The 23,967-nt window shown below is 69.6% G+C and carries 18 protein-coding genes, 1 tRNA gene and 1 other RNA gene; 15 read left to right on the forward strand and 5 right to left on the reverse strand.

The genetic code is table 11. The features are described from left to right. Positions 1 to 46: 46 nt before the first annotated feature. Entirely contained in the window at positions 47 to 1,237 is a 1,191-nt protein-coding gene (gene xylA / locus ACLHG5_RS13730; RefSeq protein WP_411316361.1) for a xylose isomerase, read from the reverse strand. 237 nt (positions 1,238 to 1,474) lie between these two features. Here xylA and ACLHG5_RS13735 point away from each other — a divergent pair, with 237 nt between their 5' ends. The 11 genes from ACLHG5_RS13735 to ACLHG5_RS13785 all read left to right on the forward strand — a co-directional run bounded on the left by ACLHG5_RS13735 (position 1,475) and on the right by ACLHG5_RS13785 (position 13,411). Then, the gene (locus tag ACLHG5_RS13735) at positions 1,475 to 2,659 is read left to right on the forward strand and encodes a Gfo/Idh/MocA family protein (protein ID WP_411316360.1); all 1,185 of its coding nucleotides are present in this window, start codon (positions 1,475 to 1,477) and stop codon (positions 2,657 to 2,659) included. Between the two features lie 35 nt (positions 2,660 to 2,694). Next, complete coding sequence (locus ACLHG5_RS13740; protein ID WP_411316359.1) at positions 2,695 to 3,699, forward strand: sugar phosphate isomerase/epimerase family protein; 1,005 nt, start codon at positions 2,695 to 2,697, stop codon at positions 3,697 to 3,699. 60 nt (positions 3,700 to 3,759) lie between these two features. Beyond that, positions 3,760 to 5,178 (forward strand): GH1 family beta-glucosidase, encoded by a 1,419-nt coding sequence (locus tag ACLHG5_RS13745; RefSeq protein ID WP_411319147.1) that lies wholly within the window; start codon positions 3,760 to 3,762, stop codon positions 5,176 to 5,178. After that, a complete protein-coding gene (locus ACLHG5_RS13750; protein ID WP_411316357.1) occupies positions 5,175 to 6,395 on the forward strand; it encodes an ROK family protein in 1,221 nt (406 codons plus the stop codon). Before ACLHG5_RS13745 ends, ACLHG5_RS13750 begins: the two co-directional genes overlap by 4 nt. Positions 6,396 to 6,473: 78 nt before the next feature. Continuing rightward, complete coding sequence (locus tag ACLHG5_RS13755; protein ID WP_411317264.1) at positions 6,474 to 7,691, forward strand: multidrug effflux MFS transporter; 1,218 nt, start codon at positions 6,474 to 6,476, stop codon at positions 7,689 to 7,691. 30 nt (positions 7,692 to 7,721) lie between these two features. Beyond that, the gene (locus ACLHG5_RS13760; protein ID WP_411319148.1) at positions 7,722 to 8,459 is read left to right on the forward strand and encodes a phosphatase PAP2 family protein; all 738 of its coding nucleotides are present in this window, start codon (positions 7,722 to 7,724) and stop codon (positions 8,457 to 8,459) included. A 27-nt stretch (positions 8,460 to 8,486) separates the two neighbouring features. Then, positions 8,487 to 9,758, forward strand: coding sequence for a saccharopine dehydrogenase family protein (locus ACLHG5_RS13765; protein ID WP_411319149.1), 1,272 nt, complete (start codon positions 8,487 to 8,489; stop codon positions 9,756 to 9,758). After that, the gene (gene menC / locus ACLHG5_RS13770; RefSeq protein WP_411319150.1) at positions 9,755 to 10,873 is read left to right on the forward strand and encodes an o-succinylbenzoate synthase; all 1,119 of its coding nucleotides are present in this window, start codon (positions 9,755 to 9,757) and stop codon (positions 10,871 to 10,873) included. The genes ACLHG5_RS13765 and menC overlap by 4 nt, the downstream gene beginning before the upstream one ends. 86 nt (positions 10,874 to 10,959) lie before the next feature. Further along, entirely contained in the window at positions 10,960 to 11,217 is a 258-nt protein-coding gene (locus tag ACLHG5_RS13775) for a BatC protein (RefSeq protein ID WP_411319151.1), read from the forward strand. Next, entirely contained in the window at positions 11,214 to 12,482 is a 1,269-nt protein-coding gene (locus ACLHG5_RS13780; RefSeq protein WP_411319152.1) for a cupin domain-containing protein, read from the forward strand. Before ACLHG5_RS13775 ends, ACLHG5_RS13780 begins: the two co-directional genes overlap by 4 nt. Beyond that, on the forward strand, positions 12,479 to 13,411 hold the full coding sequence (locus ACLHG5_RS13785) for a sucrase ferredoxin (protein ID WP_411319153.1): 933 nt from the start codon (positions 12,479 to 12,481) through the stop codon (positions 13,409 to 13,411). Before ACLHG5_RS13780 ends, ACLHG5_RS13785 begins: the two co-directional genes overlap by 4 nt. Before the next feature lie 49 nt (positions 13,412 to 13,460). On the opposite strand, the gene ACLHG5_RS13790 is transcribed toward ACLHG5_RS13785, so the two are convergent. Both ACLHG5_RS13790 and ACLHG5_RS13795 read right to left on the reverse strand, forming a co-directional pair. Next, complete coding sequence (locus tag ACLHG5_RS13790) at positions 13,461 to 14,120, reverse strand: hypothetical protein (RefSeq protein ID WP_411319154.1); 660 nt, start codon at positions 14,118 to 14,120, stop codon at positions 13,461 to 13,463. Between the two features lie 104 nt (positions 14,121 to 14,224). Beyond that, a tRNA-Ser gene (locus ACLHG5_RS13795) sits at positions 14,225 to 14,309 on the reverse strand. A 110-nt stretch (positions 14,310 to 14,419) separates the two neighbouring features. On the opposite strand from ACLHG5_RS13795, the gene pta reads away from it, so the two are divergent. After that, complete coding sequence (gene pta / locus ACLHG5_RS13800; protein WP_411316349.1) at positions 14,420 to 16,531, forward strand: phosphate acetyltransferase; 2,112 nt, start codon at positions 14,420 to 14,422, stop codon at positions 16,529 to 16,531. Further along, positions 16,528 to 17,652: an acetate/propionate family kinase gene (locus ACLHG5_RS13805; RefSeq protein ID WP_411316348.1), complete on the forward strand. Its 1,125-nt coding sequence runs from the start codon at positions 16,528 to 16,530 to the stop codon at positions 17,650 to 17,652. Before pta ends, ACLHG5_RS13805 begins: the two co-directional genes overlap by 4 nt. Positions 17,653 to 17,688: 36 nt before the next feature. Here the strand turns inward: ACLHG5_RS13805 and ACLHG5_RS13810 are convergent, their stop codons facing one another. Further along, positions 17,689 to 18,327, reverse strand: a complete 639-nt coding sequence (locus ACLHG5_RS13810; RefSeq protein ID WP_411319155.1) for an NAD(P)H-binding protein — start codon at positions 18,325 to 18,327, stop codon at positions 17,689 to 17,691. 29 nt (positions 18,328 to 18,356) lie between these two features. On the opposite strand from ACLHG5_RS13810, the gene ffs reads away from it, so the two are divergent. Beyond that, positions 18,357 to 18,453, forward strand: an RNA gene (gene ffs / locus ACLHG5_RS13815) — signal recognition particle sRNA small type. Positions 18,454 to 18,496: 43 nt separating this feature from the next. Here the strand turns inward: ffs and ACLHG5_RS13820 are convergent. Continuing rightward, entirely contained in the window at positions 18,497 to 21,214 is a 2,718-nt protein-coding gene (locus ACLHG5_RS13820) for a LuxR C-terminal-related transcriptional regulator (RefSeq protein WP_411319156.1), read from the reverse strand. 358 nt (positions 21,215 to 21,572) lie between these two features. Here ACLHG5_RS13820 and ACLHG5_RS13825 point away from each other — a divergent pair. Continuing rightward, the coding region (locus ACLHG5_RS13825) for a choice-of-anchor G family protein (protein ID WP_411319157.1) at positions 21,573 to 23,967 on the forward strand (2,395 nt) is incomplete at its 3' end.

Raw genomic sequence — 23,967 nt, forward strand, 5'->3', positions numbered from 1 at the left:
CGCGACCCGAGGATCGCGCGGGGCACCGGCCCTGTGGTGCGAGAGGTCAGCGCGCTCCGAGGAGGTGCTCGGTGGCGAGCTGCTGCAGACGCACGAAGCCGAAGCCCTTGCCACCGAAGTAGGCGTCGGAGTCGAAGTCCTCGTAGGCGCTGCGGTCGGCGATCAGGTCGTCGTAGCTCTCGCCGCTCGACAGCGTCGGCTGCGCGAGCTCGAGCACGCGGGCTGCGGCGAGCGCCTCCTGCACCTCGGGGTCGGCGCGGAACGCCGCGGCGCGCTCCTTGAGCAGCAGGTAGGTCTGCATGTTGGCCGACGCCGAATCCCACACGCCCGTGATGTCTTCGGTGCGCGAGGGCTTGTAGTCGAAGTGGCGCGGGCCGTCGTACGAAGGGCCGCCGTCGGGGCCGCCGTTCTCGAGGAGGTCGACGAGCGCGAAGGCGTTGTGGAGGTCACCGTGACCGAAGACGAGGTCCTGGTCGTACTTGATGCCCCGCTGGCCGTTGAGATCGATGTGGTAGAGCTTGCCCTGGTAGAGCGCCTGGGCGATTCCGGCCGCGAAGTTGAGGCCCGCCATCTGCTCGTGACCGGTCTCGGGGTTGACGCCGACGAGCTCGGGGCGCTCGAGCGTCTCGATGAACGCGAGGGCGTGACCGAGGGTCGGGAGGAGGATGTCTCCGCGGGGCTCGTTGGGCTTGGGCTCGATCGCGAAGCGGATGTCGTAGCCCTTGTCGGTGACGTAGTCGCCGAGCAGGTTGACCGCTTCGCGGTAGCGCTCGAGTGCCTGGCGGATGTCTTTCGCGGAGTCGTATTCCGCACCCTCGCGGCCGCCCCACATCACGAAGGTCTTGGCGCCGAGCTCGGCGGCGAGGTCGATGTTGCGCAGCACCTTGCGGAGGGCGAAGCGACGCACCGCGCGGTCGTTCGACGTGAATCCGCCGTCTTTGAAGACGGGTGCCGAGAACAGGTTGGTCGTGACCATGGGGACGATGAGTCCCGTGTCGGACAGCGCGCCCTTGAGGCGGTCGATCTCGGTCTGGCGGGCGGCGTCGTCGGAGCCGAACGCGAAGAGGTCGTCGTCGTGGAAGGTCAGGCCGTAGGCGCCGAGCTCGGCGAGGCGCGTGACGGCCTCGACGACATCGAGGGCGGGGCGGGTGGGGCCGCCGAACGGGTCTGCCCCGTTGTATCCGACGGTCCAGAGGCCGAACGAGAACTTGTCGTCGCGTGTGGGAGTGAGGGTCATGACTGCACTGTCTTTCTCATCGTGGATTTGTTGCTGATGCAAACATATTAGCGCGCGATCTCGGGAGCGCAATGAGCGACCCGGATGTCGCGACCGCGGCCGACTGCGGAGCCGACTGCGCAGCCGACCGCGGATCGGTGGCGACGCGCGGTCGAACGTGACAGAGTGAAGAGAATGTTGCCCTCGCGAACATAAGCGGTCGCGGCAGCGTGAAAGCCGATCGATGGAGACCCGGACATGAACGACGCCACCCCGACCCTCAACGTCGCGATGATCGGCGGTGGCTTCATGGGAGCCGCGCACTCGCACGCGTGGCGCACCGCCCCGCGCTTCTTCGACCTCTCGGCCGCCCCGCGGATGGCCGTGCTCGTCGGGCGAGACGATGACCGCGCCGCGGCGGCGGCGGAGAAGTTCGGTTGGGCCGAGAGCGCGACCGAGTGGCGCTCGGTCGTCGAGCGCGACGACATCGACATCGTCGACATCTGCACCCCCGGCGACACCCACGCCGAGATCGCGCTCGCCGCGCTCGCCGCCGGAAAGCACGTGCTGTGCGAGAAGCCCCTCGCGAACTCGGTCGGCGAAGCCGAGCAGATGGCCGCCGCCGCCCGGCAGGCGAGCGCTCGAGGCGTCTTCTCGATGGTGGGCTTCAGCTACCGCCGCACACCCGCCCTCTCGCTCGCGCGCGACATCGTCGCCTCGGGGAGGCTCGGCGACATCCGCCAGGTGCGCGCGCAGTACCTGCAGGACTGGTTGTCCGACCCCGAGGGCCCGATGACGTGGCGGCTCGACAAGGCCAAGGCCGGGTCGGGGTCGCTCGGCGACATCGGCGCCCACGCGATCGACGCCGTCGAGTTCATCACGGGGGCGACCCTCGCGAGCGTGAGCGGCACGATGGAGACGTTCGTGACCGAGCGTCCGCTGCTCGGAGAGTCGATCGGACTGAGCGGAACGGCGAGCTCCGAGCGTGGACGCGTCACGGTCGACGACGCGGCGCTCTTCACGGCGCGGCTCTCGAACGGTGCGCTCGGGGCCTTCGAGGCGACGCGATTCGCCACGGGCCGCAAGAACGCCTTCCGCATCGAGATCAGCGGCTCGACCGGCGCCCTCGCCTTCGACTTCGAGCGCATGAACGAGCTCGAGTTCTACGACGCGACGGATGCCGCGGGCGAGCAGGGTTTTCGCACGATCCAGGTCACTCAGCCCGAGCATCCCTACATGTCGGCCTGGTGGCCCGCCGGACACGGGATCGGCTACGAGCACGGATTCACGCACCAGGCGCGCGACTTCGTCGAGGCGATCGCTTCGCGCACCGAGCCGAGCCCCTCGTTCGACGACGGGCTGCACGTGCAGCGCGTGCTCGCGGCCGTCGAGGCGAGCGCGACAAACGGCAGCGCCTGGACGCGCACCGAAGACCAAGGCTGACGACACACACCACACCACGACACCTGGAGGAAGCAATGGCGCGACCGATCACCCTCTTCACCGGCCAGTGGGCCGACCTGCCCTTCGAGGAGGTCGCGAGGCTCGCGGGCGAGTGGGGCTACGACGGCCTCGAGATCGCGTGCTGGGGTGATCACCTCGACCCCGACCGCGGTGCGACGGACGACGACTACATCGCCGATCGTCTCGCGATCCTCGAGAAGAACAACCTGAGGGTGTTCGCGATCTCCAACCACCTCAAGGGCCAGGCCGTGTGCGACGACCCGATCGACGAGAGGCACCGCGACATCCTGCCCGACTCGGTGTGGGGCGACGGCGACCCCGAGGGCGTGCGGCAGCGCGCGGCCGAGGAGCTCAAGAACACCGCGCGCACGGCCGCGAGACTCGGCGCGAAGACCGTAACGGGGTTCACGGGCTCGTCGATCTGGAAGTACGTCGCGATGTTCCCGCCCGTGCGGACCGAACTCGTCGATGCCGGCTACCAGGATTTCGCCGACCGGTGGAACCCGATCCTCGACGTCTTCGAGGAGGTGGGGGTGAGGTTCGCCCTCGAACCGCACCCGAGTGAGATCGCCTACGACTTCTGGACCACGAAGCGCGCGCTCGAAGCGATCGGGCACCGACCGTCGTTCGGTCTCAACTGGGATCCGAGCCACATGGTCTGGCAGGACATCGACGCCGTCGGGTTCCTCCTCGAGTTCCAGGAGCACATCTTCCACGTGCACTGCAAAGACACGAAGAAGCGACTGAACGGTCGCAACGGACGCCTCGGTTCGCACCTCGAGTGGGCGGACCCCCGCCGAGGGTGGGACTTCATCTCGACGGGCCACGGCGACGTGCCGTGGGAGGACGCCTTCCGTATGCTCAACGCGATCGGATACGACGGTCCGCTGTCGGTCGAGTGGGAGGATGCCGGGATGGATCGTCTCATCGGTGCTCCCGAAGCCCTCGGTTTCGTGAGGTCGCTCGCGTTCGATCCCCCCGCCGCGGCCTTCGACGCGGCATTCAGCCAGACCCGGTGAGTCTGCGCTCGCCCGACCCTGTCGGGCGAGCCGGACTCCCCTCGACGAACGGACACGACCATGACCTCAGGCAGCCCCGACTACCGCGACTCCGCGACCTTCTCCGACGACTTCCTCTTCGGGTCGGCGACGGCGTCGTACCAGATCGAGGGGGCCGCGAGGGAGGACGGCCGGGGGGTCTCCATCTGGGACACCTTCAGTGCGACGCCGGGTCGCGTCGTGCACGGCCACACGGGAGACGTCGCCGACGATCACTACCACCGGGTGGACTCCGACCTCGACCTCATGTCGCGCCTCGAACTCGAGGCGTACCGGTTCTCGATCGCGTGGCCGCGCATCCAGCCGACCGGGTCCGGCCAGGTCAACGAGCGCGGCGTGGGCTTCTACTCGCGCCTCGTCGACGGGCTCCTCGAGCGCGGCATCAAGCCCATCGCGACGCTCTACCACTGGGACCTCCCTCAGCAACTCGAGGACCGCGGCGGGTGGACCGACCGCGACACCGCCTACCGCTTCGCCGAGTACGCCGCGGTCATGGGCGAGGCCCTCGGTGACCGCATCGACACGTGGACGACCCTCAACGAGCCCTGGTGCTCGGCCTACCTCGGCTATGGGTCGGGCGCGCACGCCCCCGGCATCCAGAGCGGTCGTGCGGCGCTCACGGCCGTGCACCACCTCAACCTCGCGCACGGGCTCGGCACCACCGAGTTGCGCCACGTCGTCGGCGACGCGGCGAAGTACTCGGTGACCCTCAACTTCCACGTGCTCCGCGGGGGCGGCTACGGCGACGACGACGCGATGCGCCGCATCGACGCTCTCGCCAACCGCGCGTTCACCGGTCCGATGCTGCGCGGCGAGTACCCCGCCGACCTTCTCGAAGACACCGCGCCCGTCACCGACTGGGCGTTCGTGAAGCCGGGCGACCTCGAGCTCATCCACCAGCCGATCGACGTCCTCGGCGTCAACTACTACTCGACCGCGACGGTGCGCCTGTGGGACGGCGCGTCACCGCGGCAGACGGCCGACGGGCACAAGAACTCGGGCGGGTCGCCGTGGCCGGGAAGCGAGCATGTCGAGTTCATCGAGCAGGAGGGCCCGTACACCGCGATGGGCTGGAACATCGCGCCCGACGGCCTCGAAGAGCTCCTCGTGTCGCTCTCCGAGCAGTTCCCGGAGCTCCCCCTCATGATCACCGAGAACGGGGCGGCGTTCGACGACGAGGTCGTCGACGGTCGGGTCGCGGATACCGAGAGGGTCGACTACCTGCGCAGGCACTTCGTCGCGGCATCCCGCGCGATCGATCGCGGCGTCGACCTGCGCGGCTACCTCGTGTGGTCGCTCCTCGACAACTTCGAGTGGGCGTACGGCTACACGAAGCGGTTCGGCATCGTGCACGTCGACTACGAGACCCAGGAGCGCACGGTCAAAGACAGCGGGGAGTGGTTCGCCGAGGTCATCCGCACCCGCCGGATCGCGGAGTGACGACGGAGGGCCAGCGCAGCGGTCGCAACAACGACAGTGTGCGTCGCGACAACCTCGCCACGGTGCTCGGCCTCGTGCACCGGGAACGGTCGCTGTCTCGATCGCAATTGACCCTGCGCACGGGGCTCAACAGGTCTACGGTCGCAGCCCTCGTCTCCGAACTCGTCGAGCGACGGCTCGTCGTGGAGGCCGAACCGACGGTCACTCGTCAGGTCGGGCGGCCGAGCCCGGTCGTGAGCCCCGACCCCCGCACCGTGGCCGTCGCGGTCAACCCCGAGATCGACGCGATCGTCGTCGCGCTCGTCGGGCTCGGCGGTGCTGTGGAGCGGCGTGTGCGCGTGGAGCAGAGCACCGTGCCTACCGTCGAGACGACCGTCGACACGGTCGCGCGTGTGGTCGCCGATTTCGTCGCCGACGGCGCGGCCCCGGTCGGTGTCGGGGTCGCGATGCCGGGTCTCGTGCGGGCATCCGACGGTCTCGTGAGGCTCGCCCCGCACCTCGGGTGGACGGATGCGCCGATCGCCGAACTCATCGCCGCCGCGACGGGCCTCGAGGCTTCGGCAGCCAACGACGCGGGTCTCGGCGCGAAAGCGGAGCACCTCTTCGGCGCGGGACGCGGGATGACCGATCTCGTCTATCTCAACGGTGGCGCGAGCGGTATCGGGGGCGGCATCATCGCGGGCGGTGTGCCCGTGCGCGGTGTCGGGGGGTTCGCCGGCGAGTTCGGGCACACCCTCGCGACCGATCGGCGCGACCGCGACCGCACGGGCGCTCCCGGCAGCCTCGAGCTCGAGGTGCGTCGCTCAGCCCTCCTCGACGTGCTCGGACTCCCCGCCGTCGAGCCCGACGTGCTCGAGCACGCGCTCGTCTCGTCGACGTCCGCCGAGGTCGCCGCCGAGATCGACCGTCAGCTGGGGTACCTGAGCCTCGTGCTGCGCAACGCCGTCGACATCCTCAACCCTCAGCTCATCGTGCTCGGCGGGTTTCTCGCCTCCCTCGATGCCGCCGCGCCCGGGCGACTGCACCAGCTCGTGCGCGAACAGTCGCTCGCGGCATCGTTCGAGGAGGTGCGCATCGCTCGGGCCGAGCTCGGCTCCGATCTGCTGCTCATCGGTGCGGCCGAGCTCGCGTTCGCGCGCGTTCTCGCCGACCCCGCGCGCGTCGACGTGTCGACCTCTTCGCCCCGAACGGGAATAGTCGAGCCGTCGTCGAGTTGATCCCAGAGGCTGTGCTGCGCTCGAGGGCCCTCACGCCCCCTCCATCCCCACCCGCTAGGACTCTCCTTGACCACTGTCATGCACCCCGGTGATGCGCTCAGCCGCCGGCAACGCCTCGTCTACATCGTGGTGCTCGGAGCCCTCGTCGCTCTCGGGCCGTTCACGATCGACCTCTACCTCCCCGCCTTCCCCGTGCTCGAGACCGACCTCGGGGTCTCGCAAGCGGCGGTGCAGTTGACGCTCACCGCGACGACGGTCGGGTTCGGCCTCGGCCAGCTCATCGTCGGGCCGTGGAGCGACCGTGTCGGTCGCCGCATCCCCCTCGTCATCGCGACGGTCGTGCACGTCGGTGCGAGCATCGGCGTCGCCCTCGCCCCCGACATCGTGTGGGTCGGTGTGTTCCGCGTGCTGCAGGGCATCGGCGCCGCCGGCGGTGCCGTCGTCGCGATGGCGACGGTGCGCGACCTCTTCGGCGGCCAGCCGCTCGTGCGCATGCTCTCGCGCCTCGCGCTCGTCACGGGTGCCGCGCCCATCCTCGCTCCGCTCATCGGGTCGCAGCTCCTGCTCGTGCTCGACTGGCGCGGCGTGTTCTACTTCCTCGCCGCCTACGGCGTCATCATCGTGCTCGCCGCCGTGTTCTTCATCGTCGAGACCCTGCCCCCCGAGAAGCGCAGGCAGCAGGGGCACTCGACCGCGCGCGACCGCTACCGCGCCATCTTCACCGACCGCATCTTCGTCGGCGTCGCGCTCATCGGAGGCATGTCGTTCGCGGGCCTCTTCGCCTACCTGAGCTCGTCGCCGTTCCTGTTCCAGGACGTCTACGGGCTCGACGCTCAGCAGTACGGCGTGCTCTTCGCGGTCAACTCGCTCGGAATCGTCATCGGAACCCAGACGGCGGCGCGGCTCGCGAGGCGATACGGCCCGCAATACATCCTCGGGGCGTCGACGGCGGTGATGTTGCTCTCGGCGATCGCGATCGTCGCGCTCGACGCGGCCGGCGCCGGGCTCGTCGGCATCCTCGTTCCGCTCTTCTTCTTCATCACCGCGGTCGGCTTCGGTTTCCCGATGGTCCAAGTGCTCGCGCTCGCGGGCCACGGCGACGAGGCAGGCACCGCGGCATCCGTGCTCGGGGCTCTCAACTTCGGTCTCGCGGGAGTGATCTCGCCGATCGTCGGTCTCTTCGGCATCACCGACGCCATCCCCATGGGAGCCGTCATGGCGTGCACCTCGGCTGTCGCCGTGGCATCGCTCTGGCTCATCGTCAAGCCCCGCTCGGTTCCGAGCCTCACCGACTGACCCACATCCCGCCCGCGCTAGCGTGAACGGATGTCTCAGACCCGACCCCGCACGAAGGCCGCCGCCGACGCCGAGCGACGGTCCGCCGCGGCGAGCCGTCGCTGGCCACTCATCGCGGCGCTCGTCGGTGTCGGGCTCGTCGCCGTTCTGGGTGCCGCGATCGCGTATCGCGGAAGCAACCTGCCTCTCGCGTTCGACACCGAGTGGATGAACGAGATCCTCGACAGCAGGCACCCCGCGCTCGAGGTGCCCGCGCAGATCATGGACGCCGTCGGCGGGCACCTCATCGGCATCGTGCTCGTGCCCGTCGCCATCATCGTCGTGCTGTGCTTTCTCAGGCGGTTCTGGGCCGCCCTCTACTTCACCGTCGCGACCGTGCTGAGCGCGGGGCTCGTGCAGTTGCTCAAGGGCATCTTCGACCGGCCTCGCCCCGAAGACATCCTCGTGGTCGCCGACATCGGATCGTTCCCCTCCGGACACGTCGCGAACGCTGCGACCATGGCCGTCGTCATCGGTTTCATCGCCGAGAGAACGTGGGTCTGGGCGGCGGGTGTCGCCTACACGCTGCTCATGATGCTCAGTCGCACCTATCTCGGAGCGCACTGGGTGAGCGACACGGTCGGGGGACTCGTGCTCGGCGCCGCGGTCGCGGTGATCGTCTGGGCTCCGTTCGCGCACCGCATGCACCGCGAGCACGAGAGCCGTCGTGCGATCGCCGCGAGCGAGCGGGTGCGCCGCAACAGTGCCGCGAGGGAACACGCGACCTGAGCGCGGGGTCGGCACTACTGTCGACGCATGAGAATCCTCCTCGTCGGTGCCGGCGGAGTCGGCGACGCCATCGCGAAGATCGCCGCGCGGCGCCGGTTCTTCGACCTCATGGTCGTGAGCGACTACGACCTCTCTCGGGCCGAACGCACGATCGCGTGGATCACCGCGCGGCACGGTGACCAGAACGGGCGATTCGTGGCCGCGCGCATCGACGCGTCGAACCCCGACGATGTGACGGCAGTCGCGCGCACCTACGGAGTGACCCACGTCATGAACGCGGTCGAGCCCACGTTCGTTCCGACCGTGTTCGCGGGCGCGCTCGCCGCCGATGCCGACTACCTCGACATGGCGATGAGCTTGAGTGAGCCGCATCCGACCGACCCCCACCGCGAAACCGGGGTCAAGCTCGGCGACGATCAGTTCGCCGTCGCGCCCGACTGGGAGAAAGCGGGTCGCATGGCTCTCGTGGGCATGGGGGTCGAACCGGGGCTGAGCGACGTGTTCGCGCGCTACGCGGTCGACCACCTCTTCAGCGAGGTCGACGAGCTCGGCACGCGCGACGGCGCGAACCTCGTGGTGCGCGACGCGAGCGGGGTCGAGATGTTCGCCCCCTCGTTCAGCATCTGGACGACGATCGAGGAGTGCCTCAATCCTCCCGTCATCTGGGAGCGGGAGCGCGGCTGGTTCACGACGGCACCGTTCTCGGAGCCCGAGACCTTCACCTTTCCCGAGGGCATCGGCGAGGTCGAGTGCGTCAACGTCGAGCACGAGGAGGTGTTGCTCATGCCGCGCTGGCTCGATGCCAAGCGCGTGACCTTCAAGTACGGGCTCGGCGACGAGTTCATCGGCATCCTCAAGACCCTCAACCGGCTCGGTCTCGACAGCGTCACCCCCGTGACCGTGCGCTCGGAGCAGGGGCCCGTCGCTGTCGCGCCGCGGGATGTCGTCGCCGCAGGCCTCCCCGACCCCGCGACGCTCGGTCCGCTCATGACCGGGAAGACGTGCGCGGGGGTGTGGGTCATAGGGACGGGAACGGATGGGCGGCCGCGCGAGGTGTATCTCTATCACGTGGCCGACAACGAGTGGACGATGGCCGAATACGAGGCGCAGTGCGTCGTGTGGCAGACCGCGCTCAACCCCGTGATCGCGCTCGAACTGCTCGCGAGCGGTGTCTGGTCGGGGCTCGGGGTGCTCGGTCCCGAGGCGTTCGACGCGGTGCCGTTCCTCGACCTCATGAAACGGTCGGAGTCCGCCGGGGGCTACGGCCAGGACTGGGGCTTCGAGGATCGCCTCGCATGAGGCTCGACGCTGTCGAGGTTCACCTCGTGGGCATGCCCCTCGTGCGATCGTTCGAGACCTCGTTCGGCGTGCAGACCGAGCGAGCGGTTCTGCTCGTCCGGGTTCTCACGGACGAGGGCGAGGGGTGGGGGGAGTGCGTCGCGGGCACCGACCCCGTGTACTCCTCGGAGTACGTCGGGGCGGTCGCCGGTGTCATCCGCGACTATCTCGCTCCGACGCTCCTCGGCCTCGAGTCGATCACCGCCGCGGGCGTCGACGGCGCACTGCGTTACGTCGTCGGGCACCGCATGGCCAAGGCCGCGCTCGAGGCCGCCGTTCTCGACGCCGAGTCGCGCGCCGCGGGGGTGAGCTTCGGTGCCGTCTTCGGAGCCACGCGCACGTCGGTCGAGTGCGGTGTCTCGGTCGGCATCGCGCCGAGCATCGACGCGCTCCTCGACGAGGTGTGCGGCTACGTCGACGCGGGCTACCGGCGCATCAAGCTCAAGATCAAGCCGGGGTGGGACCTCGAACCCGTTGCGGCGGTGCGCGCTCTCCTCGGGGCGGACGCCCTGCTGCAGGTCGACGCGAACACGGCGTACACACTCGCCGACGTCGACCACCTGCGGAGGCTCGACGACTTCGGTCTCGTGCTCATCGAACAACCGTTCGTCGAAGAGGATGTCGCGGCGCACGCCGTGCTCGCTCGCGCGATCTCCACCCCCGTGTGCCTCGACGAATCCATCGTCAGCACGGCGGTCGCCGTCGACGCGATCGATCGCGGTGCCACGAGCATCGTCAACATCAAGGCGGGTCGGGTGGGAGGCTACCTCGAGGCCGTGCGCATCCACGACGCGTGCGTCGAGCGCGGCGTGCCGGTGTGGTGCGGGGGCATGCTCGAGACGGGAATCGGGCGCGCGGCGAACGTCGCGCTCGCCGCGCTCCCCGGGTTCACCCTCCCCGGAGACACCTCGGCGTCGGATCGCTACTACGCCGACGACCTCACCGAACCGTTCGTGCTGCGCGACGGACACCTCGACGTGCCCACGACTCCCGGCTTCGGCCTCGAGGTGCGCACCGACCTCGTGCGCGCGTGGGCGCTCCGGGAGCCCGAGACCCTGGTGCACCGACGCCACTGAGCGTGGCCCCGGGGTGTGTTCAGGGTCGACAGACGTACGCTGGAGATCGGGCGCGAATCGGCGTCCATGATCCGCGGAGGTAAGACATGGCTATCGACGACGACGACATCACGACAACAGGTTCGACCGGCGAAGAGGGTACCGCCGACGGCGGCGCGAACCCCGGTGGTCACGACGGTGGAGCCGACGGTTCCGCTGTGGCAGGCGAGGGCACCGCTGACGGCGGCGCCAACGCCGACGGTCACGACGGCGGAGCCGACGGCTCGGCCGACGCGGGAGAAGGCACCGCCGACGGCGGCGCCAACGCCGACGGTCACGACGGCGGAGCCGACGGCTCGGCTTGAGCGACTCCCCAACGAGTGACGGCGTGAGCGAGCGCGGGTCGGCAGACCGACCCGCGCTCGCTCGCCTCGTCTCCCTCGACACCACCGCGTTCGCGAGCGAACACTGGGGCTCCCGCCCTCTCCTGTCTCGCGCATCCGCTCTCCCCGGAGACTTCGCCGACCTCTTCTCGGCCGACGCGGTCGACGAGCTCGTCGCCCACCGCGGCATCCGCACTCCCTTCGCCCGCATGGCCAAAGAGGGGTCGGTGCTATCGCCCTCGCGCTACACCGCCTCGGGCGGGTTCGGCGCCGAGATCGGTGATCAGCTGTCATCGGAGCGCGTGCTCGCCGAATTCGCCGACGGCGCGAGTCTCGTGCTGCAGGGACTGCACCGCACGTGGCGACCCCTCACCGACTTCACGCGGGAACTCGTCGGCGACCTCGGGCACCGGTGCCAGGTGAACGCCTACATCACGCCCGAGTCGTCGCGCGGATTCGACCCGCACTACGACGTGCACGACGTCTTCGTCATCCAGATCTCGGGCACGAAGCACTGGACGATCCACGAGCCGGCCCACGTCGACCCGCTCGCCTCCCAACCGTGGTCGAGCCGGCGCGCGGATGTCGAGGCGCGCGCCGCGGGCGAGCCCGCGATCGACGCGGTGCTCGAACCCGGCGACGTGCTCTATCTGCCGCGCGGATGGATCCACTCGGCCACGGCGCTCGGAGGCACCTCGGTGCACCTCACGATCGGCGTCTCGGCCTACACGCGCGACGACATCCTCGAGTCGATCATCGAGCGGGCCCGCGACGACGTGCGGTTGCGCGCATCACTGCCGCTCGGTATCGATCTCACCGACCCCGATGCGCTCCGTCCACTCGTCGACGAGATCGTGAGCGACCTCGCCGACGCCCTCGCGACGGCGGCGACGTCGCCGGAGCTCGCGGATGCGGCATCCGCGAGCCTCACGCGGCGATTCGCCGGCGCCGTGAGAGCGGAACCCCTCGCTCCTCTCGCGACGATCGAGGCTCTCGGAGCCCTCGGCCCCGACACCGTCGTGTCATGGCGACGCGGGGCGACCGCGTCGACGCGCCGAGACGGTGAGGTCATCACGATCCGCTGGGGCGACTCGACTGTCTCGCTGCCGGTCGAAGCGGCCGATGCCGTCGAGGCTCTCGCAACCGGTGCCGACCACACCGTCGGGAGCCTCCCCGGCCTCGACGAGGCGTCCGCCCTCGTCGTCGTGCGACGACTCGTGCGCGAAGGCATCCTGGTCGTGCGATGACCGAGCCGAGCGACACGGGCTGGATGCCGTGCAGCGACCGGTCGCTCGAGCGTCGTGACCCCCTCGAGGGAACAGCGGGCTACGGCGAGAGATGGTTTCTCGTCGAGATCGACGGTGCGTGGGGGCACCATGCGATCCTGCAGTCACGCCTGCCCCCCGAGATCGCGTCGACCCTCGTGCGACGCGTCGAACGAGCCGGGATGAGACCCCTCGCCATCCGCCGCACCGGTCGACGCGCCGACGAGCGTCGCGCGCAGCGGGAGTGGTCGTGGGCCGTGGTCGACTGCCGACCCGGTCGGGAGTCGATCATGCGCGGAAGCGTCACTGACCCCGCGCTGCTTCTCGAGGTGCCTCTCGACGGATCGACGGGAACCCCGTCCGACGAGCCCATCGTCGCCGTGTGCACGCACGCGCGCCACGACCAGTGCTGCGCGGTGCGCGGGCGCCCCGTGGTCACGACGCTCGCTCACAATCATCCGGAGATCACGTGGGAGTGTTCCCACCTCGGCGGTGACCGATTCGCGGCGACCCTCGTGGTGTTCCCCCACGGCCTCTTCTTCGGCCGGGTTCCCGCGGCCGAGGCGCCCGCCGTCATCGCGGGGGTGCGGGAGGGGGTCATCGACCTGCGCTACTTCCGCGGGCGCAGCTCGAGCCCCAACGCCGTGCAAGCGGCGGAGGCCTTCGTGCGCGAGCGCTCCGGCGACACCGCGATCGACGCGTTCGGCGACGCGACGGCCACGCGTGATGACTCCGGAAGCTGGACGGTCGCTCTCGACCATCGCGGCGAGACCCGCACGGTTCGTCTCGCGGAGCAGATGTCGGCCCCGCTGTTGAGCACGTGCTCCGCCACGCGAGCGGCGCCCGTGCGCGAGTTCGAGCTCGAGTCGATCGACCCGCCCCCCGCCGCGGTAGCCCCCGCGGGGCGCTGAGCCGGCCTCAGGCGAGCTGGGTCATGGCGCGGCCCGCGTCACACCGGCCTCAGGGCATCCACGCGAGCGAGACATCCGTCACGGCCATGAGGCCCACCATGATCGCGAGCGAGGCGACGACGATCGTCGAGATCGCCGCGACACCGAGAACCGGCTTGGCCTCGAACCAGTACGAACTCCCCGGATAGGTGCGGAACAGGTCGCGACCCGTCATGGGCCCGGGGTTGGGTTGCATCCCCACACCGATGAGCGACGTGAGCTCGCGCATGCTCGACTCGCCCCAGAACGCGCCGTGCAGACGCAGGAGCCGCGTGCCCGCGACGTCGCGCACGAGCAATCGGGGTGTCGTGTCGCTCGCGTTCCAGCGATAGGTCGCCACGATCACGACGGTCGCGATGTCGGCGCGATCGATGACCGTGCGGCGACCGGTCAGACCGCGTGCGGTCACGGTCGATCGGTCCACGGTCACGTGCGCGGAGCGGTAGAGGAAGAAGCACGCGAGAGCCACGATCGTGACGACGACCTGGCCCGCGACGACGATGTCGGCGGTGCCGAGCGGCACCGTCAGGAGGTAGAGCGACCCGAAGAGCGTCACCGACCCGAGCAGAAGGGTGAGAAGTCCGTTGCGCAGCAGGTCCCGGCGGGGCCGGATGCGCCGTGCCGCGGGCGTCGGGGCAGAACGATCGGCAGCGTGGTCAAGCCCAGTCATCGCCGATCCCCCCGGATGATCCGCAGCCCACAGCGCGGAGATCGATTCGGGCGATCACCGCGTGAGCGACGGAGAACAGTGCCTGCCCTCATCGGCAGTCTCGGCGGAGGATGGGGGATTCGAACCCCCGAGGGCTTTCACCCAACACGCTTTCCAAGCGTGCGCCATAGGCCACTAGGCGAATCCTCCAATGGATCCTTCACGGCGAACCGTGGACCGAAAGCATTCTACCGTCATGCCCGCCGTGCTCGGCGACACACTCCCAGAACCGCCTCGCAATGCAGGCCTAGGCTGGTCGCGTGTCGACTCGAATCTTCATCACGTCAGCCGAAGGCCACACCGGCAAGTCGTCGATCGCGCTCGGCGTGGTCGAGACCCTGAGCCACCAGGTCGAGCGGGTGGGGGTGTTCCGACCGATCGCGAGGTCGACGACCGAACGCGACTACGTGCTCGAGATGCTGCTCGGTCACGCGAGCGTCGACCTCGACTACGACGAGGTCGTCGGCGTCGACTACGAGCTCGTGCACACGCACCCCGATCAAGCGCTCAGCACGATCGTCTCCCGCTTCGCCGCCGTCGAGCGGCAGTGCGACGCGATCGTCATCCTCGGCTCCGACTACACGGATGTCGGCAGCCCCACCGAGCTCGGATTCAACGCGCGCATCGCCGCGAACCTGGGCGCACCCGTGCTGCTCGTTCTCGGCGGGCGACGCAGCGACGGCGCGGGGGAGCGCACGCCCGACGACATGCGCCAGATCGCCGAGCTCACGACCGCCGAGCTCCGTCACGCGCACGCCGGTCTTCTCGCGATCATCGCGAACCGCTCCGAACCGTCGGCGCTGCGCGAGATCGAGGAGTCGATCACGTCGGCGTTCGACGACGCCGACTCCGCCGTTCCCGTGTGGGCGATCCCCGAAGACCCGTTCCTCGTCGCCCCGTCGGTCGCCGCGCTGCTCGAGGCGACGGACGCGACCCTCATCGCGGGCGACGAGGCGCTCCTCGAGAGGGAGGCCGTCGGGGTCGTCGTCGCGGCGATGTCGATGGAGAACGTGCTCCCGAGGCTCACCGAGGGCGCGATCGTCATCATCCCCGGCGACCGGTCGGATGTCTTGCTCGCCGTGCTGCTCGCACACGCGTCCGCGACGTTCCCCTCCGTCTCGGGCGTCATCCTCAACGGCGGTTTCGCGCTCTCGCCCCAGGTCGAGTTGCTCATCGACGGGCTCCACTCGACCCTGCCGATCGCGCGCAACGACCTCGGCACCTACGACACGGCGCTGAAAGTGACTCAGACACGGGGTCGCCTCGCCGCGGAGTCGCAGCGCAAGTACGACACGGCGCTCTCGCTCTTCGAGAAGCACGTCGACGGCGAGAGACTCCTCTCGCTCCTCGAGGTGAGCCCCGCGGATGTCGTGACGCCGCTCATGTTCGAATACGGAATCCTCGAGCGCGCCCGCGGGCAGCGCAAGCACATCGTCCTCCCCGAGGGGAGCGACGATCGCATCCTCAGGGCCGCGGCCACCCTCCTGCAGCGCGAGGTGGCGCAGATCTCGATCCTCGGTGACGAGAAGGCGGTGCGATCTCGCGCGACCGAGCTCGGTCTCGACCTCTCGGACGCCGCCGTCATCGACCCCTTCGACGAGGAGCTGCGCTCGCGTTTCGCGGAGGAGTACGCGCGCGTGCGAGCACACAAGGGCATCACCGTGCAGCAGGCGAGCGACACCGTGACCGACGTCTCGTACTTCGGCACGATGATGGTGCACCTCGGTCTCGCCGACGGAATGGTCTCCGGGGCGCAGCACACGACGGCCCACACCATCCGCCCGGCATTCGAGATCATCAAGACCAAGCCCGACGTCTCGGTGGTCTCGAGCGTCTTCCTCATGGCGCTCGCCGACCGCGTGCTCGTCTACGGCGATTGCGCCGTCATCCCCGACCCGACCGCCGAGCAGCTCGCCGACATTGCGATCTCGTCGGCCGGCACCGCGCAGCAATTCGGCATCGAGCCGCGCATCGCGATGCTGAGCTACTCGACGGGCGAATCGGGCTCGGGCGCCGACGTCGAGAAGGTGCGTGCGGCCACGGCGCTCGTGCGCGAGCGGCGCCCCGACCTGCTCGTCGAGGGTCCGATCCAATATGACGCCGCCGCCGACCCCACCGTCGCGGCCACGAAGATGCCGGGCTCCGAGGTCGCCGGTCGCGCCACCGTCTTCATCTTCCCCGACCTCAACACGGGCAACAACACCTACAAGGCGGTGCAGAGGTCGGCGGGAGCCGTCGCCGTCGGCCCCGTGCTCCAGGGGCTCAACAAACCCATCAACGACCTCTCGCGCGGCGCTCTCGTCGGCGACATCGTCAACACCGTCGCGATCACCGCGATCCAAGCAGCACCCTCGGAAGGCGCCACACCGTGACCCAGATCTTCGTCGTCAACTCGGGATCGTCGTCGATCAAGTACCAGCTCATCGACCTCGACACCGAAGCCGTTCTCCTGAGCGGACTCGTCGAGCGCATCGGAGAACCCGGCTCCGACGTGCCCGATCACGAGGCCGGTGTGCGCGGTGTTCTCGAGCAGCTCGGGTCCGGTCGCGAGATCGTCGCGGTCGGCCATCGCGTGGTGCACGGCGGCGCGCTCTTCACCGAACCGACCGTCATCGACGACAGCGTCGAGGCCGGCATCGACGAGCTCTCCGCGCTCGCACCACTGCACAACCCCGCGAACCTCGAGGGCATCCGCGCCGCGCGAGTGGCCCTCCCCGACGTGCCCCACGTCGCGGTGTTCGACACGGCGTTCCACCACACGCTCCCGCCCGCGGCCTACACCTACGCGATCGACGCGGCTCTCGCCGCCGAGCACGGCGTGCGACGCTACGGATTCCACGGCACCTCGCACAAGTTCGTGTCGGAGCGCGCCGCCGAGTTCCTCGACCGCCCGCTCGAGTCGCTCAAGACGATCGTGTTGCACCTCGGCAACGGGGCATCCGTCGCCGCGATCGACGGGGGCAGGTCGATCGAGACGAGCATGGGGATGACCCCGCTCGAAGGACTCGTGATGGGCACACGGTCGGGAGACATCGACGCGGCGGTGCTCGTGCATCTGCACAGGCAGGCGGGTCTGAGCATCGACGAACTCGACACGATGCTCAACCGCAAGAGCGGACTGCTCGGGCTCACGGGTAACGGCGACATGCGCGACGTGCAAGCGGCGGCATCCGACGGCGACGACATCGCCGAGGCGGCGCTCGCGGTCTACCGCCATCGCATCCGGCGCTACGTCGGCGCGTACATCGCGCACCTCGGGGGGCTCGACGCCATCGTCTTCACGGCCGGCGTGGGCGAGAACAACAGCCTCTTGCGTCGTCGTGTGCTCGCGGGGCTCGAGTTCCTCGGCATCGAGGTCGACCACGACCGCAACGAGGTCGCGTCGAAGACGGCCCGCTACATCTCGCCGGACGGGGCCGCGGTCGCCGTGCTCGTCATCCCGACCAACGAAGAGCTCGAGATCGCGCGGCAGACCGCGTCCGCCGCGCTCTAGAGCCGCGCGGCCCGGGAGCCGCGCGGCTACCGCTGTCTAGAAGGCGTCGGCGACGGCGATGCTGCCCGAGACGACCTCGAACTGGCGCCGCACCGCAGCGCCCGAGGTGAGGACGTGGGCGATGACCGCGGCGACGTCGGCCCGCGGAATGGTGCCGCGCTCGACCGTTTCGCCGACCTCGACGCGGCCGGTGCCGTCGTCGTCGGTGAGCCCGCCGGGACGCACGATCGTCCAGTCGAGGTCGAGCGCGCGCACTGCGGCATCCGCCTCGCTCTTGGCCCGGAGGTAGACCTGCATGACGTCGTCGGAGTCGGCATCGAAGTCGTCGGTCCCGATGGCCGAGACGACGACGTAGCGGCGCACATCGGCGGCGACGGCGGCGGCTCCGAGCAGGATGGCGCCGTCACGGTCGACCGTGAGCTTGCGCTCGGCTCCGCTGTTGGCGCCCGCTCCCGCGGCGAAGACCACGGCGTCGGCACCCGCGAGAGCGGTCGAGACCGAGTCGACGTCGCTCGACTCGAGGTCGAGCACCACGGGCTCGGCACCGGTCGCGCGCACCTCGGCGGCGTGAGCGGCATTGCGGATGAGGCCGACCGGGTGGTGACCGGCGGTGGCGAGGATGCTCGAGAGGAGGAGGGCGATCTTTCCGTGGCCGCCGGCGATGACTATGCGCATCACCCCACGATAAGCCAGGTAAACTGAACACCGGCTCCTCGCGTGGCGCCATCCAGGCCAACTCCCCCAGGACGGAAACGTAGCAAGGGTAACCGGGCTCTGGCGGGTGCGCGAGGGGTCTTTTCTGTGCCCGCGTACTTCTGCGTGCGGGGTTCGCTCGAGTCGTTGCTCAGACCGTGGCGCGGGCGCGCAGCTGCGCTCGAGAGGGTGCGCCGAGTTTGACCCTCGCGTGGTAGATGTGCGACTCGACGGTGCGCACGGAGAGAAAGAGCGCTTCGGCGATCTGCTTGTTCGATTTTCCCGCGATCACGAGGTCGACGATCTCCTGCTCGCGGCCCGTCAACGCCTCACCCTCGGAGTCGGATTCGGAACCGGCGCCCGCGGAGTGCACCGAGCGGGCGAATGCGCGGGTCGATGCCGCGGCGACCCGCATGCCCCGACGGGCGAACATCGTCGCGGTGCGCTCGGAGGCCCGACTCGCGAGGAGGTGGAAGCCCACCGCGCCGAGTCGTTGGGCGCTGTCGCACGCGGCGGCCGCATCGTCGTCGGCGACCGCGATCACGAAGTCGGCCATGGCGACATACGCGGGGAGGTCTGTCTCGGCACGGAAGGCGCGTGCCTTCTCGGCGACAGACGCCGCGACGGGCCCTTCATCCACGTCGGCGAGCACAGAGAAGAGGAGCTGGTAGATCGCTCCCGCGGTGTCGAGAGTCATCCCGGGAATCATCTCGGAAGACTCCTCGCCGCTCGCGGCGCCGCCCAGAGGTTGCCTCGCCCAGTCGGTATGGCTGTGACGCCACCGGGTGTCGCACCACGGCCAATTGCTGAGACTCTCGATGACCGCGTCGGCGTCGCGCGCGCGCCCGCGATGACGGAGTACGCGTGCGAGAAGGGCCTGGGTCCAGACCTGCCAGCGCGCGTCGGGCAACACGGTCTGCCTCGCCGCCGCGGCTGTGAGCTCGGATTCGCTCGACTCGAGGTCGCCTCGACACATCTCGATGTAGCCGACGAGGAACCCCGCGATCGCGACGCGAGCGGAATCACCGCGCCGCACCGCGCGATCGACGAACTCGGCGAGACGGTCGCGCACCCCGATGATGTCGTCGGCCGCGATCGTGCGCGCGAAGCACGCCGAGGCGCGATAGTCGTCGATGTCCCGTCGGGCGACGAGGTATGCGTCACTTCCTATGGGAAGACGAGCGAGTCGCACGAGCTCCTCGCCACGGGCGATCGTCGCAGCGAGTTCGGCGCCGCGGCCCAGGAGGGCCGAGGCGATGCTCGCGATGCCGTTCGCGGCGAGCCGCGACGAGACGTCCGCGGTCGGCTCGTCGAGAACCGCGTGCGCGTGGGCCCTCGAGGTGCGCCACTCCATCGCGAGCATGGCTTGCATGGCGAGGTCGAGTTCGCGGATCACGGTCGTGTCGGCCGCGGTGAGCGCCGCCGCGAGCGACTCGAGAGCGTCGGGAACCCGTCGCTGCGGCGCGAGCCACGTGTCGAGCTGCACGCGCCACCGCATGACGGCGAGGGCTTCCTCGCGACTCGGCTCGAGAACGGCCGTCGTATCGAGGAGCTCCGACGCGCCCGCGAAGTTGCCGATGGCACCGAGCGCGCGAGACTCCTCCACGATCGCCGCGACGCTCGGGCTCGACTCGAAGGAATCCCGCGCGAAACGCGCGGCATCGTCGGGAGCGCCGCTACTGAGCGATTTCGCCGCGGCGACGAGACACAGGCGGGCCCACTCCTCGGCCGTCGCACCCGCGCGGTCGACCTCGGGTGACGTGTCGCGGTCGAGATCGGGCCCCCCGGCGTGGGTGGCACCCACCGCGAAGAGGTGCTCGAATGGGTCGAGAGCGACCCCCCTGCGGAAGGCCGAGACGATCTCCCGTCTCACATGCTGTGCGAGTCTCCGGGCCCGCGCTCCGTCGGTCGTCGTGCTCAAGACCGACGTCTCGATGCGGTGGGTGTGCGTGACCGTGTTGATCCCGGGCCCCGACCGGATGAAGCCCGAGTCGAAGAGACGAGAGAGGGTGTCGTTGCCGACGTAGCGCGCCGCCCGATCGACGGGGATGCCGTCGAGGCGACCGAGCACGAGCAGGGCGACACGTTCGTCTGCGGTCAGGGGCCGCATCCTCGACAACACGATGTGGTTGATGCGTCTCGTCGTGCGTGCCCCGACAGCAGCGAGCGGGCCACCACCCGCCGCGACGCGAGAACCCGCGACGGCGGCGTTGGCGAGCTCGGTCACGAGCAGCGGCAACCCTCCGCTGTCGTGGTGGATAGCCGCCCGGGTGGCGACGTCGATGATTCTCTCTCCGAGAATCGAGCGGATGAGATCGTCGGTCTCGGCGCGTGAGAGCGGCTCGAGGTCGAGGCGGTCGGCGTCGCCGTCGAGCCAGAGGTCGAGGAAGACGTCGAGCAGCGGATGCGCGATGTCGGTGTCGTCTGCCAGGGTCGCGAGCACCGTGAACCGGTGTTCGCGCGCGGCCGACGTCAACCAGCGCACATCCTCCGGGTCGATCTCGTGGGCGTCGTCGACGATGACGATCGCGTCGTCGATCGTGTCGAGGTAGGAGGCGAGAGTGTCGCGGCTGACCTGGACGAACGGCGCGGACACGCGTCGTCCGCCCCCGATCTCGGGGGAGCCCTGCTTCGGGGGCGCGGATGCCTGCCGCCACAGTAGGTCGCCGGAGTCTCGCGCCGCCGTGATGCGCACGACAGTCGACCCCGAGGCCTCGAGCGCGCGAGCGATCTCGGTGGAGACGTGCGACTTGCCCATGCCCGGCGCCCCGAACAGCAAGACACTGCGGCGCCCGCGCAGGGTGTGCACGGCTGACGAGACCACGTGATCGCGCGGCGACGGCTGCTGTGTTCTCACTACCGTTGCCATGTCACCCACATCGCGCCGTCACGCACGCGTCCACTCCGCCCAGCACAGACGGTCGAGCCCCCCTCGACCTGATCCCACTGTAGATCGTGAGAGCGCTCCCGTCGCGGTTCTCGAGTACTGGGCATTGCGCGTCCGACTACTGAGAGCCCGTGGCCACGGCGCGGATACGGCGAAACCTCGCACCTGTGCCCGCGAGCATCCGGCACGGGAACTTGTCCCGATGCTCCCTGGTTGTCGCCCCGGGACGACCGATCGTGGCAGGCAGCGACATACCTTTCCCCAGCGACCGCGCTACGAGCGCGGTCTGCGAAAGAAACGGCACCGGGGTGGATGCCGTGCACCACGACACGGGGGAATCATGGGCGCGACGAAGAAAACGACGAATCGGGCGTCGCAGCGTGGCCGGAGCGCGATGGGGATCGCACTAGCTTCGGCCACCATTCTCGCGTCGGTGGGCTTCGGTCAGGCAGCCGTCGCCGCAGAGGGCGACGGCTCGACAGCCGCCGGGCGCGTGCTTTCGGGCAGCCTCCTGTCAAGTCTCGATGCCGACGTCCTCCTCGCACTCGAGGGGGCGTCGGCATCGAGCGACGGCGTGACCGGCGACGCCGACAGCGGCGACCTCGACGCGACCGCGCTCAGCACGCTCGGTCTCACCGTCACCGACGGGGTGCAGATTCCCCTGTCCATCGCGGATCTCGGTGTACTGAGCGAATACGCCGAAGCGAACACCGACGGAAGCGCCATCGGCGCGAGCGGCGCCGTCGCCGACGACGGAACGATCGGAGCCGGCCCCGTGACCCCGGGCGCTCCGTCGGCCTACACGTTCGACCTCTCCGACCTCCTCACCGCGAGCATCACGGATGCCATCGCGGGAGCCGACCTCTCCCTCGGCGCCGTGAGCGCGCGAGCCAGCACAGACGGCACTCTCGCGCCGACCGGCACCTACGACATCGCCGCCCTCGAGCTCAACCTCGACAGCCCCGTCGTCGGCGGACTCGCCGGTTCGCTCGAAACCGTCGTCGCCGACGCGATCGCGCCGACCCTCGCCGCGCTCTCGGGTGCGGACAGCCCCCTCATCTCGGCGATCGTCGACGACACGGGCCTCGGGCTCGGCGCCGGAGCCACGGCATCGGTGACGGCAGACATCCCCGCGGCACTCGCGCCCCTCATCGGAGCGGATGCTCCTGCACTCGGCGCCGGGGGACCCATCGAGATCGACCTCGGCGACGGAACGATCGTCGTCGACATCCGAGCGCTCCTCGCGGCGAACGGACAGGATCTCAACTCGCTCGCCCCGGGCACCGAGATCCTCTCGGCCGAGGTGCTCGCGCTCATCACCGCGGGCGTCGCGAACCTCGTCGACACCCTCGTCGACGACGTGATCGACGCGGCCGAGACCGCGCTGCGCTCGGCCACGGTCACCGTCTCGACGAGCCTCACGGCGACCCTCCTCCTGACCCCCGTCGCCGTTCTCAGCGTGGGCGTCGACGGCACCGTCGCCGATCTGCTCGCCGGCACGGTCGTCCCCACGGTCACCCTCCTCAACGCCGGTGTGTGCTCAGTGCCGATCGTGGGGGGCATCGTCTGTGACAGCGGGCTCGTGTCCACCCTCGCCGGATCGCTCAGCGGAGTGATCGTCGACGAGTTGCTCGATCCCGCCGCGGGCGGTCTACTCGACACCGTCGCCGCCCTCGTTCAGTCGACCGTCGTCGTGCCCGCGCTCACCCTCCTCGACCCGGCGCTCTCGTCGGTCGTGACCGGACTCGTGTCGCTCACCGCCAACGTGCAGGAGCCGTCGCCGGGAGTCGTGGGGGAGACGTTCACCGAGACGGCTCTGCGCCTCACGGTGCTCGGGTTCACCGGACCGGAGGGAGCGCTGTCGCTCGACATCGCGCAGGGATCGGTCGGACCGCGCGCGCTCACTCCGCCGATCGCGACCGACATCGAACCGGAGCGCGGCCCGGTCACCGGAGACACGGCCGTGACGATCACCGGCTCCGGCTTCGCCGACGCGACCGGAGTGACCTTCGGGGGCGTCGGGGGAACGGACTTCGAGGTCGTCTCCGACACCGAGATCACCGTGACGTCGCCCGCGAACCCCGCGGGACCGGTCGACGTCGTGATCACCTCTCCCGACGGCCCGTCCGCACCGCTCGAATTCACCTACTTCGCGGTCACGACGATCGACAGCGTCGCCCCGGACTCCGGCCCCGAGGGGGAGGAGACGACCGTGACCATCATCGGCTCATGCTTCCTGGGGGCGACCGACGTTCTCTTCGGTGAGGATTCGGCCGTGACCTTCGACGTCATCTCCGACACGGAGATCACCGCGGTCACCCCGCCCGGAGCGGGCACCGTCGACGTGACCGTCGTCGGTCTGGGTGAGTGCGGCGAGGCCGTGCTCGAGGACGGCTTCGTCTTCGTCGCTCCCGGCGCAGCACTCGTCGACGCGATCGATCCGGTTCGTGGGCCGGTGACCGGCGGCACCGAGGTGACGATCACCGGCACCGACTTCACGGGTGCGACCGGTGTCACCTTCGACGGTGTCGAGGGCACGGAGTTCGAGGTCGTGTCTGACACGGAGATCGTCGTGACGTCGCCGGCGAATCCGGTGGGTGTCGTGGACGTGGTCGTGCTGTCGCCTGCAGGGTCGTCTGCTCCGGTCGATTTCACGTATTTCGCGGTGACGACGGTCGATGAGGTGGAGCCGGGTTCGGGTCCGGAGGCTGGGGGCGTCGAGGTCACCATTGTCG

The sequence above is a fragment of the Marisediminicola sp. LYQ85 genome (assembly GCF_046600695.1).
GTDB lineage: Bacteria > Actinomycetota > Actinomycetes > Actinomycetales > Microbacteriaceae > Marisediminicola.

Coding starts and splice junctions, on each gene's coding strand:
- ACLHG5_RS13790 (WP_411319154.1), bottom strand. CDS start 14,120: ATGACTGGGCTTGACCACGCTGCCGATCGTTCTGCCCCGACGCCCGCG.
- ACLHG5_RS13740 (WP_411316359.1), top strand. CDS start 2,695: ATGGCGCGACCGATCACCCTCTTCACCGGCCAGTGGGCCGACCTGCCC.
- xylA (WP_411316361.1), bottom strand. CDS start 1,237: ATGACCCTCACTCCCACACGCGACGACAAGTTCTCGTTCGGCCTCTGG.
- ACLHG5_RS13820 (WP_411319156.1), bottom strand. CDS start 21,214: ATGGCAACGGTAGTGAGAACACAGCAGCCGTCGCCGCGCGATCACGTG.
- ACLHG5_RS13755 (WP_411317264.1), top strand. CDS start 6,474: ATGCACCCCGGTGATGCGCTCAGCCGCCGGCAACGCCTCGTCTACATC.
- ACLHG5_RS13775 (WP_411319151.1), top strand. CDS start 10,960: ATGGCTATCGACGACGACGACATCACGACAACAGGTTCGACCGGCGAA.
- ACLHG5_RS13765 (WP_411319149.1), top strand. CDS start 8,487: ATGAGAATCCTCCTCGTCGGTGCCGGCGGAGTCGGCGACGCCATCGCG.
- menC (WP_411319150.1), top strand. CDS start 9,755: ATGAGGCTCGACGCTGTCGAGGTTCACCTCGTGGGCATGCCCCTCGTG.
- ACLHG5_RS13735 (WP_411316360.1), top strand. CDS start 1,475: ATGAACGACGCCACCCCGACCCTCAACGTCGCGATGATCGGCGGTGGC.
- ACLHG5_RS13810 (WP_411319155.1), bottom strand. CDS start 18,327: ATGCGCATAGTCATCGCCGGCGGCCACGGAAAGATCGCCCTCCTCCTC.
- ACLHG5_RS13760 (WP_411319148.1), top strand. CDS start 7,722: ATGTCTCAGACCCGACCCCGCACGAAGGCCGCCGCCGACGCCGAGCGA.
- ACLHG5_RS13785 (WP_411319153.1), top strand. CDS start 12,479: ATGACCGAGCCGAGCGACACGGGCTGGATGCCGTGCAGCGACCGGTCG.
- ACLHG5_RS13745 (WP_411319147.1), top strand. CDS start 3,760: ATGACCTCAGGCAGCCCCGACTACCGCGACTCCGCGACCTTCTCCGAC.